Source organism: Alkaliflexus imshenetskii DSM 15055 (assembly GCF_000517065.1).
GTDB lineage: Bacteria > Bacteroidota > Bacteroidia > Bacteroidales > Marinilabiliaceae > Alkaliflexus > Alkaliflexus imshenetskii.
In genome coordinates, this window is the sequence record NZ_KI912105.1 from 1,580,444 (window position 1) to 1,594,294 (window position 13,851).

A 13,851-nucleotide genomic window follows, 5' to 3' on the forward strand; every position below is an offset into this window, starting at 1 on the left:
GCTAACAGTTACAGGAATCACATCTGTGATCTTTACGAATTAAACCCTTAATGGTTTCCCATTCCAGCTTGATATCGTTCACAATTGGCCTCACGGACTCATTTGTGAGGCCGGATGCAGCTTCCAGTCTTGTTGTAATGGTTGCCAGCTTTTCAAAACCCATATTTAGCGCAACCCCTTTGATGGTATGTGCCAATCCAACAACCGCATCAATATCTCCTACTCTGAGAGAATCGTCAATCGCATTCACAAAATCACGCATCTGGCGGCACACACTTTTAATAAGCCTGCTAAAAACTTCCTCGTCCTCATCTATACGCTCCATCAACTCCTTTAAATTGAAATGCTCGTAGCCCTCGAAAGAAAACACTCTGGGGGGCTGCTCGTCTAATTCATTAACAGACAGATACCGAAAAACTGTTTGTTTCAGTCGGTTCTGGTCAATGGGTTTTGTAAGAAAGTCATCCATCCCTGACTCAATGGCTTTTATTCGCTCCTCTTTTAGTGCACCAGCAGTGAGTGCCACAATGGGTACGTGCTGTCCGGTTAGCTTTTCTGCCTCGCGAATACTACGTGTAGCTTCGATGCCGCTTTTTACTGGCATCTGAATATCCATTAAGATCAGATCCACACTATGTTTTTTTATGAGGTTGAGAACCTCTTGCCCTGTGGAAGCTTCGAGGATGGTGAGGTCTGGAATAAAACTCTCCAACATCACCTTAATAAGCTCCATGTTCATTTCCACATCTTCCGCTACTATTATCACAGGATTGTTGATTGACTGCAGCTTCCCGGTTTCCTCAGTTTGAATGCTGATTACTGATTCAGGTGTATTTTTGTTTTCCCAGCGTACATTAATGGTGAAATAAAAAGTTGTACCAATTCCCGGCTGACTTTCGAGGTTGATAACACCGCCCATTTTCGCGGCCAAAAGATTGGAGATGATAAGCCCAAGGCCTGTACCTCCATATTTGCGGGTAGTGCTTGTATCGGCCTGAGAAAATGCCTTAAACAGCCGCACACGCTGTTGCGGTGTGATGCCAATGCCGGTATCGCGTATTTTGAAACTGAAGTTTCCGGTGTCTGCGCCAGTCTCTTCATAGTCGACAGACAATTCCACTTCGCCGCGGGCTGTAAACTTAACAGCATTGCCCAGTAAATTTACCAGAATTTGCTTCAACCTTAAGGGATCAACGTACACATAGCGAGGCATATTAGGCGAAAGCCGCAGTAAAAGGCGCAATGACTTTTGATCGGCCTGATAACGGACAATCTGCATGGTTTGCTCCACCAGCTCAATCAGGTCGATGCGTAACACATCCAGCTCAAGCCGCCCGGCCTCAATTTTTGAGAAGTCGAGAATGTCACTTATAATACCTAAAAGTGTATGAGCAGACGTATTTACATTGTCGAGATATCGGCGCTGAAGGGCATCCAAACTGGTATTTTTAAGCATTTCGGTGAATCCGATGACCCCGTTGAGCGGGGTTCTGATTTCATGACTCATGTTGGCCAAAAATTCCGACTTGGCATTACTTGCAGCCTCTGCCTCCTCCTTCGCCTTCAAGAGTTTTTGTTCCACATCAACTTTCAACAGCGTGTCGGCCAGGGAGTTGGACAAAACCTCTATTAGGAGCAACTCATTCTCATCCCACGATTTCTCATATCTTACAGTATCAAAACCCAGAATACCAACGGGTTCATCATTTTGAATGATAGGCACCGACAGCAGCGACTTAATTTTCTGACGCACAAACTCTTCTCTTTCAAAAACAGCCTCAGATGGCACTGTGTCCACATCGCAGATTTTAACCACCTGCTTGTTTTTGATCTGATTAAACCACCAGCTAATCTCATTCACAGGCAAATTCTGGATGGCACCTTTTTCGGAGGAGATACCGCTTGCACACCACTCATGTGTATTGCTTATTTTGGTTCCGTCATCAGAAAACAGGAAGATATATGCTCTGTCAGTGTCAAAGAACTCGCCGGTTTTTTTAAGCATAAAATCGATTTTTTCATCGATATTATTGACATTTGAGCTTATAAAATCGTAGGAGATCTCAGCAACCAGTTTATGAAGTCGAATTTGATAATCAATGAGATTTTTGGATATCCGCCGATCGGTAATATCACGTGTAACGCCCAGAATGCCTACAAAAAGTCCACGTTTGTCATACATTCCGGAAATGGTTACTTCTGTCCAGACCGATGTGCCGTTTTTACAAGGTTGTTCAAGTTCTATTCGCACATCGGGGAAACGTTCTCCGGAACTGACATAACGCTTCACCTGCTCCATGCCATTCTGAAACGCCTTAATAGAAGATGGAGATATTAATTCAGAAGGCTTTTGATTCATTACCTCTGACGGTGTAAATCCACGCAATCGCTCCACCGAGGGACTTACATAGGTGATACGTCCCTGCAAATTCATCGTCCAGATAACATCCGACGAATTGTCAGCCAGCAACCGGTGACGCTCTTCGCTCTCCTTGAGGAGCTGATCCGCTTTTTTCTGGCTGTTGATGTCTTTAAGGAAGTTCAATGTAGCAGGCTGCCCGTTCCATACGATACGTGTTCCGCTCATTTCGACCCACACAACGGAGCCATTGGCACGTATCAACCGGAGCTGATACCTCGCTTCAGTAGGCTCCCCGGCTATTCTGCTACGGTAACGCTGTATGGCCAATTCCTGATCATCCGGATGTATGAGTTTTGCAAAGTCGATGGACTTTAGTTCGTCGTAGGCATAACCCGTAATCTCTATCAATCTGGGGTTAAAATACACAAGACCAATCCCCTGTGCTACGGCAATACCATCCTGTGATGTTTCAACCAATAGCCGATAGCGCTCCTCGCTTTCCTGTAAAAGCGACATCGCGTTTTGTTGTACCGAGATATCCTCCATAACCCCTTCGATCCAACCCTTGGTGCGTAAGAATTTAGCAGAAATACGAAGCCAAACCGTACGCCCGTCCAACCTGCGAAATCGCGCAACAAAACCCTCTACTTCGCCTGCCTTCTTTAAAACACCTGTAAAATTCTCCCTGTCAAGGATGTTTTCATAATGATCCGAGACATTAAAGTTCGAAGTCATTAATTCAGCTCTGCTGCGAAAGCCTGCCAAATGCGCCACCACCTCATTGGCATCAAGCAGTTTACCGGTTTCAATATCGGTGCGAAACAACCCAACCTGTGAATTTAAAAACAAATTGCGATAAGTCTCTTCAGCACTGTTTAAAGCATCGAGTGCATTTTGGCGTTCTGTCTCATCTTCAAATGTCTCAAGCACAGCATATACGTTACCTGAATCATCTAGCAAGGGGCTTGCTGTTACTTTAAAAATCTTTTCTCCAAATGCGGTATGCTTCTTTTTGATGTAGGATGAAGTGGCTTTTCTCTCAAATGCCTCTCGGGCCTGACACTCATCACACTCCTGGCTCATAGCATTGTAGTTTAGGCACTTGTAACAAGTTGCATCCGACTTCAGATTGGCATGTGGAAACCACTTACGTGCCGCACGATTCATCTCCAACACCTTCATCTCAGATGAGATCATCACAACGCCCAGATTGAGGCTGTTAAAAAGCGTCTCAAACTTATCCCGTCCTTCAATTAGATTGCTTTTGGCCTGCGTCACATGGCGGCTATAAATCACGAGTAAAACCAACAACACCAAATGCATCGAAAAAAATGCAACCATCACCCCAAAAGCAGGGAAAGAGCCAACCGGCAAAAATGTTGATAAAGCATATATCAACAACATGAGTGGATAAAAAAACATTGCGTACTTTAATGCACAATCGTGCCCCACTATTAGATATGAAAAAAACGGAAATATAAAAGTTAACAATAGCAATGATTGACTGTGGCTGGCAGTTGTAAAACTCCACAAAATGAAAACCATTGTAAGCGAAGTGACCATGTTGGCCCAACCAGTATATTTTCTAAACCGGTAGAACCATAACCCTGCCAAAAGCACAAGTATAATATACCCGGCAGACACGACTGTCGATGTATTAAAGCCTTGATTACCTGCAAAAAAATGGACCACAGTCCATAGAATCAGAACCAGAGTAACCTGAAACACCAACCTTACACTCTTGTCCAGCTCTTCCATAAAGAATTCTCTCATATATCCAGATTATATAAGGTTCAAAACCATTACCTAAAACAGATAGTGGTACCAGTGTGTTTTCGAAAATCCATCAATACTTTCATTATACGAACCAACCATGGAAAAATAAACAATTCTTTTAATAAATGCTTGATTCTCTCCATAAACTAAGGGAATTTCTCAACCAACGGACATTTTTTTAGTGTCGATGATTTCGATACAATTTTGTAATTTAGCCATTTGAAAATATGAATAGCTGAAAAATGAAGTCAGAACTGAAAATATTCAATACCCTTACCAGAGAAAAAGAAACCTTTGTTCCGGTAAACCCCCCACATGTAGGGCTTTATGTATGTGGACCCACTGTTTATGGAGATCCTCACCTGGGTCATGCCCGACCGGCAATCACCTTCGATTTGCTTTTCAGATATCTGCAACATCTGCATTATAAAGTGCGCTACGTGCGTAACATCACTGATGTGGGACATCTGGAGAATGACGCCGATGAAGGAGAGGATAAAATAGCACAAAAAGCCCGCCTGGAACAACTTGAGCCAATGGAGGTTGTTCAATATTACACTGAGCGCTACCACAAATACATGGATGCGCTGAACGTGAAAAGCCCATCCATTGAACCGCGCGCATCGGGTCACATCATTGAGCAGTTGGCCATTGTAGACAGCATTTTACAAAAGGGGTTTGCATACGAAAGCAATGGCTCTGTCTATTTTGATGTGGAGAGATATAATCGTGAGCACAAATACGGCATCCTTTCGGGTCGTGTTTTGGAAGATTTATATAGTACCACCCGCAATTTGGAGGGCCAATCAGAGAAAAAAAACAGTTTTGATTTCGCCCTTTGGAAAAAGGCGACCCCATCGCACATTATGCGTTGGCCGTCAAAATACAGCGACGGTTTTCCGGGATGGCACCTTGAATGTACGGCCATGAGCGCCCGTTACCTTGGCGAGACATTCGACATACACGGAGGTGGAATGGATTTACTTTTTCCCCATCACGAGTGTGAAATTGCCCAAAGCACAATAGCTCATGGACATGGTCCCGCCCGCTATTGGATGCATAACAACATGATAACCATCAATGGACAAAAGATGGGCAAATCGTTAGGCAATTTCATCACACTGGAGCAGTTTTTTACCGGCAGCCACAAAATGCTTGAGAAGGCATGGTCGCCTATGACCATCCGTTTTTTTATTTTGCAGGCACACTACCGCAGCACTGTTGACTTCTCGAATGAAGCACTGCTGGCTGCTGAAAAAGGTCTTCAACGACTAATGGAGGGGATGGCGCAACTTGAGAAAATTAAGCCCGGCAATGTAAGTGAGTTTGATGTGGAGTCATTTAAATCAAAATGTTACGAAGCGCTAAATGACGACTTAAACAGTCCCATATTAATCGCCCATCTGTTTGACGCTGTGAAAGCCATCAACTCGGTTGCGGCAGATAAAATCAGCCTCACCGCTGACGATATAAGTGCTTTGTCATCAACCATGCATCTTTTTGTGGAAGAATTGCTCGGCCTCACTCCCGAACTTAAAAGCGAAACCGGCTCAGAAATGCTTGATGGCGTGATGAACCTCGTGCTAAAAATACGCCAACAGGCCAAATCAAATAAAGACTGGGCCACATCGGACCAAATAAGAGATGATCTCAACGCACTCGGCATAATAGTAAAAGATGGCAAAGAGGGTGCCTCATGGGAAATTAAATAGGAATTGATTTTTATCAACCTGAAAACTAAACGATGAACAACAAACTCATATCATTGGGCGTAATAGCTATGGTCTTCGGCATCATTTCGTGCGGGCAGTCCACTGGCAGACAAACAACCGCAAATCACCAAACAAAGCCTGACCTGACAACCCCTGTGTTCGATGCCGATTCGGCCTATCACTACATCGACACCCAGGTAGCGTTTGGCCCCCGCGTACCAAACACACCTGAGCATCTGGCCTGTGCTGAGTATCTGGCTGAAAAGCTGGAACAATTTGGTGCCGAAGTGATAGTTCAACAAGGTGAGGTGAGAGCATTTGACAACACGATTCTGAATATCCGCAACATCATCGGACAGTTTCAACCTGAGAAGAACGACCGTATTTTACTCTTTGCCCATTGGGACACACGGCCATTTGCTGATCATGACCCGGATCCTGCTCTCCGCAACAAGCCCATCCTGGGTGCCAACGATGGTGCCAGTGGCGTAGGGGTCCTACTTGAAATTGCCCGTCATCTGAAGGAAAATCCTACCCATCCGGGGATAGATATCATTTTTTTTGATGCCGAAGATTACGGGATACCTGATCACATCCAGGTAGCATACAAACCCGACACTTGGTGTCTGGGAAGCCAGTTCTGGGGCAGAAATCCCCACCGCAAAAATTATTATGCGCGATTTGGAATTTTACTTGATATGGTTGGAGCCAAAGGTGCTCAGTTTTACAGAGAGCAATACAGCATGCAATTTGCTCCACGACTGGTGGATCATATCTGGAATACAGCCGCAAGGCTTGGTTTCTCAGCCTGGTTCAATTTTGGCACCGGAGGCATGATTACCGATGACCATGTCTACGTGTATAAACACTTACGCATACCAAGTGTTAACATCATACAGTACGAGCCTGCATCACATACAAGTTTTGGACATTACTGGCACACCCATCAGGATACAATGGATAATATTGACAGAAACACCCTGAAAGCAGTAGGACAAACGGTTATGGAAGTAATATATACCGAAAAATAGTATTGAACCATTGCTGGGATATGTTCAAAACTAATTCTTTACGCCCTTATTTTCAACCTGAAGGAGTTGAGGCCGGATGTGATGAAGCAGGACGCGGCTGCCTGGCCGGACCTGTTGTTGCAGCAGCGGTAATTCTGCCTGCTGACTTTGCACACCCGCTGCTTAACGACTCAAAACAATTGAGCCACAAACAACGCTGCGAACTGCGTATTGTGATTGAAAACAAGGCCGTAAGCTGGGCAGTAGCAATGGTAAGCCATGAAGAGATTGACAGAATCAACATCCTGAAAGCATCCTTTTTAGCCATGCATCGGGCAGTGGATCAACTCAACACACGACCCTCACTGTTATTAATTGATGGCAACAGATTTAATCCCTACAGCGGCATACCCCATCAGTGCATTGTTAAAGGAGACGCCACGTATATGAGTATTGCTGCAGCATCGGTTCTGGCCAAAACCCATCGCGACGAATTTATGGAGGCTGCACATCAGGATTATCCAAATTACGACTGGGATAAAAACAAAGGATATCCCACAAAAGCCCATCGGCATGGAATTGAAAAATACGGACTTACGCCATTGCATCGTCGCTCATTCAGACTTACCGACGGGCAGTTGAGTCTGGAATTGTAATGCACTCTAAAATCGATATCCCAAACCTATGGAAGTCATTCTGGTTTTAAGTTCCAGATTGTCGCTTTTCATAATGTCATTCATACCAATTCCATAACCAACATTCAGGCTCATGCCAAAGGCAAACTCGTAGTAGCCGCCCACATTGATCCCGGCTTCAAGTCTATTCATCTCCTTCACAAAGTTAGTTTTAGCTTTGTAATAGTGCGACACACTTATATAAGGGTTTGTGCTTCCAAGTATATGTTTTTCCTTGAGAGTTGCAGCCATTATATAGCTGATGCGGGGACCACATACAAAATGCAATCCTTTGGTAAGTGTAAGGTCTAAATAAAGAGGAATATCAAGCGATGTGATTTTTAACTCTTCGGTAGAATGAAGCTGATCATAACCTGACGAGGAAGGAGCCGGTCCAGACCAAGTGTTAGAAGATCCCTTAAAAGCAACGCCTATTTCAGGCCGAAAAGCAACCACATCGGTAATTGGAATGTTAAAAAACAGGCCAAAATAAGGATAATATACCGGGTCAGGAACCGGGTAGACTGCTGCGCCATCAATCTGGTATTTCAAATTAGAGATTCCCAAACCGGCTTGAACACCTAAAACTCCGGAACCAAAGATACTGCGAGCGTGAGACGCTTCGCTGAGTTGCGCATGCATTGGACTTAGCACGCTTACGAGCGCAAACAATAAAATCAATCTGTGTAACATAAGGATTAGGATTAGGATAAATTTAACGCAAATCTATAAAAAATAGTAAATCACCAAAGCCAAATAAGCTATATAGAAACAATAAGTTAGAATGTTATGGTGCAAAAAACTTTTGCCGACTCCCTTATTTTAGTTTGAACAATCGACGAAAAAAGCAGAAAAATACATCCGTTAAAAAACACGGAACAAAAAAGACAATACAATTAAAAACCTATCTGTTTTATTATCATCCACTTGTTTTATTTTAAAATTTAAACACATTCTAAATTAAACAGTTTTTAACATCGGCAAATGATTCAAAACATATTTTAGTGCGATAATTATTTTAACTCAAGCATTATGATTATGAAAAAAGTACTCTTTTTATTTGTAGCCATTCTGGCTATTGGAAGCTTACAAGCTCAGGAAACAGGAAAATTCCGGGTAGGTGTTGATTTAGGATATACCATTCCTTCAGATGGAGGAGGTGGTGTGATGTTTAATTTTGAACCTAAATACAACATTGCAGACAACATGAATGTGGGCTTAAGAATTAGCAGCGCAGCTATGGCTAAAGGCATCTCATCGTCTGATGGTTCCGACATGGAAACCAAAATAAGCGCCAACGGTTCTTATATGGGAACTTTTGATTACTATTTTAGCAAAGGAACCAGCTCATTTGCGCCTTATGTTGGTGGCGGTTTGGGATATGTATCTCTAGCCTCCGTAGAACTTGAAAGCAGCTCAACATCAGCAGATGGAGGTTTAGATGTATCTGGCAAACTGGGCGGTCTTATTCGTGCCGGATTTGAAGCAGGCAAATTTAGAATGGGACTGGAATATAATCTGATTCCAAAGAGTAAAATTGACTTGATTTCTGGAGGTAAAGGAGAAATAGCCAATTCTTACTTAGGTATTCACATGGGTTTCTATGTGGGTGGTGGAAAATGGAAGAAATAATCAGAACACATTGCTCTCCTTTTTACATCTGTATATCCAGTATTTAAAAAGGAACCTTATTATGGATAAATCTGCGGGCTGCCTTTATTGGGCAGCCCGTTTCATTTCGACTCTTTATAAACATATAAAAACACGCAATAACAAAATGTGGTAATTTATCAACTAATATGAGATAAGAACAGCATTTAAGTTTACCGAAAGCAAACTAACTGAAAACTAGAGACCCTGCCCTTCAGGCGTCCATTGATAAAAAAAACATTAATCTCCACTTAAAAAAAAGTATCAATTTCGTTATTTGAACTAAAATATAGTTTTAAATTAGCAGAACTTAATTTTAATTCATGTATTATGAAAAAAGTACTACTCGCACTGGCCATTATTGCAGGCCTGGCATGTTTCACCACCGAAGCTAAAGCTTCTTACACCATTGACGATGCACAAGTTGAAGCTTTGTTCAGCAGTGCTACTCAAGCGTCTTTCTCTGTAATGTCAGAGGCAATGGAAATGGCTCCCGCCATGGCATTTGCTCCTGCAGCCAGTTCAAAAGATCCTTTGGTAGCTATTTTGCTCGACTTTTTCCTTGGTGGTCTTGGTATTCACCGTTTTTATCTTGGAACCAAAACCATGACCGGTATTGGTTACATCCTAACTTGTGGTGGTATCTTTGGCTTGGTGCCTCTGATTGACCTTATTGTGCTTGCTGTTAACTTTGATGACATCAGCGCTTATGTGGACAATCCAAAATTCTTCATGTGGTAGACTAGTCTCCCTATGATAAAAGGGGTCTCTAAATCCCATTAAGGCTTAATCATATAAGAAACCGAAACGTTTTTTATATCTTTAAGCCTTTCTTATTTAAAGTTCTGAAGCCTTTAGGCTGGGAACAATCGGCACGAAACCAACAACATACAAATGAAACTAAAGAGCCTAACCATATTGTTACTGGCAATCACAATGATTCCGTCTATTGCTGTCTCTCAAGCATACAAAGGCAAAGTATCGGTAAAAGCCAGGCATCAGGTATATCAAAAAGGACAACTATTCACGGTGGAATCAACATCGCTCTATGATGGCAGCACAGGCAATATTACCTGTCATTACATTGCACCTGTTGAGTTTTACAAAACCATCAACACCAAAGGTGAAACGATGATATACATGCCACGCGAAAACCAGGTATCGTTCACACAAAACAGCCAATATGGAAGTGACAGTGAACTGCTTTACTATTTTGTAAACAACTTCACGCAAGATCTGGGTCTTGAAAAAGAGGGATTCATACGCTCTGGTTCGCGACGCGACAACAAGTACCATGTGACCGTGTGGCAGGCACCTCCCGGACTCAAGCCGGTGCACACTGTTGAATTGGTTTTTGAGAACTTTCTTCCGGTTTATGCAGCCTATCTTGGAATGAATGGCCGCCCGCTCAAGAAGATATACTACTATGAGTATCATCATGACAATAACTTTTCGCTGCCAAAAAAAATCACTGAGGTAAGCTACTCTGCTCCAAACGACTCGGTAGTAAGACGCACAACCTTCTCGGATATCCGCACAGGATTCAATATTGAAGATTCCCGGTTCAACTTTGAAATACCACAAAATGCAGTTAAGGTTAATTTCTAGTTTGTCATTTTTGTATATACTACTTCTGTGTTGCATGGAAACAAAGGCACAGACTCCACTTATTGGCAATGACACTGAGCTTATTGCAGCAAAAGCAGAAGCCCATATTGAAATGGCGTCGCGCAAAAGGAACCCAAAACGCACATTTCTAATCCGGAAAGCAGATCCACTGACTGTAAAACTAAACCCGGTAAACTATGTTTTTGGTGGCTTGCTCTTTTTTTACCAAACATCCTTGTCGCGACAATTCTCTGCCGATTGTCTCTACGAACCCACCTGCTCAAGCTTTAGTAAAGATGTGATTTCGAACTACGGTCCGGCAAAAGGCTTACTACTCACAGCCGACCGGCTTTGCAGATGCAATCGGGTTGCGCAAAGCGACATTCATCCTTTAACCATAAATGAACAAACGTACAGGTCTGTGGATGGGCACGAAACCTACCAGACCATCAGACAAAAAAACAAGACGCATTGCTGTGACGAACATTAACGCCAGAATAAGAACCGCAGTTGTGGTTGTGTCGATGTTGATATGTAATTCTGCATCGGTGATAGCACAGAATAGATCCAACCAGATAGGTTTCATCAATCATCTCACGTCCTCAGGATATCATGAAGAGAGTCTTTATGAAAACCTGAGAATCAGGAATCAGTCTCTTACAAGCAATCAAATTGATTCACTCAACTATTTGGCAGGATGGTCTTCATATTACCTGAAGAAACTGGTTGAGTCTTCAAGCTATCTGAACACTGTTTCGCCCGAATCGCCTTTCTACGCAAAATCCCGTTTGTTTAGTGCCTATAACCAGATTCATATTGGCAACTACCATACTGCCGACTCCATACTCAATAACTTTACACCACAAAACCAAACAGAGGTGGACTTTCGAAACTTTATGAAAGCCGGATTGTCACTTCTGCAAAACAACGCTTCCGGATATAACGAGTACCGCAACCTCCTACCAGCAGATTACTATGGATTTTCCCGTGAGGTAATTAGTATGGATCTGCTTTTTCAGGAAAAAGTTTCCTTCAAAGGTAAATCACCATGGCTTGCCGGAGGCATGTCAGCCATTTTACCCGGGAGCGGAAAAATTTATGCCGGCAAAACAGGGCAAGGCATCATGTCATTTATGATAACAACCGGACTTGGTCTTGTTACCTGGGAAAACCAGAGAATAAGAGGCACCGACCATGCCGTAACAATTCTGTTTGGATCGGCATTCACCATTTTTTATGCCGGCAACATATACGGCTCCATGTTTTCAGCAAAAATTGCCAACGATGAAACAATTCAACTCCACAATCAGAAAGTGCTTTTTAATCTTCAAATTCCTTTGCGCAACATTTTTGACCAGCGCCGATAACGGATTGTTCCATAAAGCCGACTCACTGTTTGCTGAAGGTCATTTCTTTCGAAGCACAATTGAATATGAGCGCATACTTTTTGAGCATGAGGCACCAGGCATTCAGCGCGAGGCTCTCATAAAAAAAGCGGTGGCATTAAAATATCAGGAACGCTATACCGAAGCCATACGCGAGCTGAACCGCATCGCGATACGCAGTCCCAAAGACACGCTTCTTGCAGCGCGAACTTACCATCTGGCTGTTTGTTATTACCTCAACGGAAACTATCAGGAAGCTCTGGCAACAATTGACATGTATGAATATGCACTTGATGGACATCCATTGCTTTACGACATTTTAATAATTAAAACCTTAAGCAACAACCACCTTTTTAAATTTGAGGATGCTGAAACCAGTTTGCGTCAAATCACCGAACTGCAAGTTGATGAATCCAACGGCATAAATAGCATATTAAAAGAAATTTATGACAGGGGCAAAACGCCCCGCTACCGCAATCCGGAGCGTGCTCACGACTTCTCCATCGTGATACCTGGAAGCGGGCATCTTTATGCCGGAGCTTTTGGTGAAGGCGCAGTAAATTTTCTGCTGAACGCATCGGCCCTCTCCTTTGGCGTTTGGCAGGTATATACCGGTTACTATTTTACTGGCTATGTGGTTGGCGTTACATTTTTGGAGCGGTTTCATTCCGGCGGGAAAAAAAGGGCCTCAGTTCTGGCTGAACTTAAAAACATTGAAAACACCAATAAACTTAACATGAGAATTTTGGATGCTATAAAAGAGAACTAACTTTATACAATTAAAACATCTAATACCAAATGCCATGACAAACGCCACAAACTCGTCAAACACAAGAAAAACTGACTGTTCGGCAAACCATTCGGGACACGCCTCCTCCGGCGCTGTTTACGGATTGGGATTGATAGGTGCCGCAGTGTATTATATATCAGTAGCCACAACTTTTTGGTGCGGTGTGGTGGGTTTTCTTAAAGCCCTTGTATGGCCTGCTTTCCTGGTTTACTATGCCTTTAAGTCTCTAGGCGCTTAAATAATATACACATGGCAAATATCAACACAGAAACATTGGATAATCTAAGGGTATCGCTATCAATAAAAGCAAAAAACGGGATAGACTTTACTAGTGCTGCAGCAATAATCTGGCTTCTGATAGCCGTGATTTGGAAAATGGGCTTTTCAGATTACGACAAATCGGTACTCACATTTGTGGTTGGCGGTTTTATGCTCCCGCTGGCTCTTCTCTTCTCAAAACTGATAAAAACTGTCTGGACCGATAAAGAGAACCCATTACAACCACTTGGTCTATGGCTCAACTTCGCACAGCTTTTCTACTTTCCATTTCTCATTTTTACGTTGGTCAAGTTCCCCACCTATTTTGTTATGACCTATGCCATCATAACTGGGGCACACTTTTTCCCTTATGCCTGGTTTTACAAAACACCGCTGTTTGCAATTGCTGCCGGTATTATATCAGTGGGGGCGATGCTTGGAGGATTTATATTAGAGTCAGAGATGATGTTTCTCATTCCTCTATCGGTTTCAACAGCTTTGATACTGTTATCGATACTGTTATATGTCGACAGCAATGCAAAATCTCGCAAACTTAAGAGCGAAGCATCATAAATAACAGGTGCTGGCAATTCGCTTACACGGTATATAGCAGCACCATTCTCTGA

13 protein-coding genes are annotated in these 13,851 nt (G+C 42.9%); 11 read left to right on the forward strand and 2 right to left on the reverse strand.

From position 1 onward, the window contains the following. Position 1 precedes the first annotated feature (1 nt). Positions 2–4,135: a PAS domain S-box protein gene (locus ALKIM_RS0106430; RefSeq protein WP_084555817.1), complete on the reverse strand. Its 4,134-nt coding sequence runs from the start codon at positions 4,133–4,135 to the stop codon at positions 2–4. A 245-nt stretch (positions 4,136–4,380) separates the two neighbouring features. Here ALKIM_RS0106430 and cysS point away from each other — a divergent pair, with 245 nt between their 5' ends. Genes cysS through ALKIM_RS0106445 form a run of 3 tightly spaced genes read left to right on the forward strand, consistent with a single transcriptional unit; the run spans position 4,381 to position 7,516 of the window. Further along, entirely contained in the window at positions 4,381–5,850 is a 1,470-nt protein-coding gene (cysS, locus tag ALKIM_RS0106435) for a cysteine--tRNA ligase (RefSeq protein ID WP_026473926.1), read from the forward strand. A 32-nt stretch (positions 5,851–5,882) separates the two neighbouring features. Beyond that, on the forward strand, positions 5,883–6,881 hold the full coding sequence (locus tag ALKIM_RS0106440) for a M28 family peptidase (protein WP_026473927.1): 999 nt from the start codon (positions 5,883–5,885) through the stop codon (positions 6,879–6,881). A gap of 20 nt (positions 6,882–6,901) precedes the next feature. Next, entirely contained in the window at positions 6,902–7,516 is a 615-nt protein-coding gene (locus ALKIM_RS0106445; protein ID WP_026473928.1) for a ribonuclease HII, read from the forward strand. A gap of 6 nt (positions 7,517–7,522) precedes the next feature. On the opposite strand, the gene ALKIM_RS0106450 is transcribed toward ALKIM_RS0106445, so the two are convergent. Next, positions 7,523–8,227, reverse strand: a complete 705-nt coding sequence (locus tag ALKIM_RS0106450) for an outer membrane beta-barrel protein (RefSeq protein WP_084555818.1) — start codon at positions 8,225–8,227, stop codon at positions 7,523–7,525. A gap of 339 nt (positions 8,228–8,566) precedes the next feature. On the opposite strand from ALKIM_RS0106450, the gene ALKIM_RS0106455 reads away from it, so the two are divergent. The 8 genes from ALKIM_RS0106455 to ALKIM_RS0106490 all read left to right on the forward strand — a co-directional run bounded on the left by ALKIM_RS0106455 (position 8,567) and on the right by ALKIM_RS0106490 (position 13,798). Further along, on the forward strand, positions 8,567–9,166 hold the full coding sequence (locus ALKIM_RS0106455) for an outer membrane beta-barrel protein (RefSeq protein ID WP_218916676.1): 600 nt from the start codon (positions 8,567–8,569) through the stop codon (positions 9,164–9,166). 348 nt (positions 9,167–9,514) lie between these two features. Continuing rightward, positions 9,515–9,925, forward strand: a complete 411-nt coding sequence (locus ALKIM_RS0106460) for a TM2 domain-containing protein (RefSeq protein WP_026473931.1) — start codon at positions 9,515–9,517, stop codon at positions 9,923–9,925. Positions 9,926–10,078: 153 nt separating this feature from the next. Further along, positions 10,079–10,792 carry a LolA-like protein gene (locus tag ALKIM_RS0106465; protein WP_044117782.1) on the forward strand — a complete coding sequence of 238 codons (714 nt, stop codon included), beginning with the start codon at positions 10,079–10,081 and terminating at the stop codon, positions 10,790–10,792. 34 nt (positions 10,793–10,826) lie between these two features. Further along, positions 10,827–11,282 carry a membrane protein insertion efficiency factor YidD gene (yidD, locus tag ALKIM_RS17810; protein WP_044117783.1) on the forward strand — a complete coding sequence of 152 codons (456 nt, stop codon included), beginning with the start codon at positions 10,827–10,829 and terminating at the stop codon, positions 11,280–11,282. Then, positions 11,269–12,159, forward strand: coding sequence for a hypothetical protein (locus tag ALKIM_RS0106475; protein ID WP_026475702.1), 891 nt, complete (start codon positions 11,269–11,271; stop codon positions 12,157–12,159). Before yidD ends, ALKIM_RS0106475 begins: the two co-directional genes overlap by 14 nt. Beyond that, a complete protein-coding gene (locus tag ALKIM_RS0106480) occupies positions 12,143–12,946 on the forward strand; it encodes a tetratricopeptide repeat protein (RefSeq protein WP_052345448.1) in 804 nt (267 codons plus the stop codon). The genes ALKIM_RS0106475 and ALKIM_RS0106480 overlap by 17 nt, the downstream gene beginning before the upstream one ends. A gap of 34 nt (positions 12,947–12,980) precedes the next feature. Next, entirely contained in the window at positions 12,981–13,205 is a 225-nt protein-coding gene (locus tag ALKIM_RS0106485) for a hypothetical protein (RefSeq protein ID WP_026473934.1), read from the forward strand. An 11-nt stretch (positions 13,206–13,216) separates the two neighbouring features. Next, positions 13,217–13,798, forward strand: a complete 582-nt coding sequence (locus ALKIM_RS0106490; RefSeq protein WP_026473935.1) for a DUF7010 family protein — start codon at positions 13,217–13,219, stop codon at positions 13,796–13,798. Positions 13,799–13,851 lie beyond the last annotated feature (53 nt).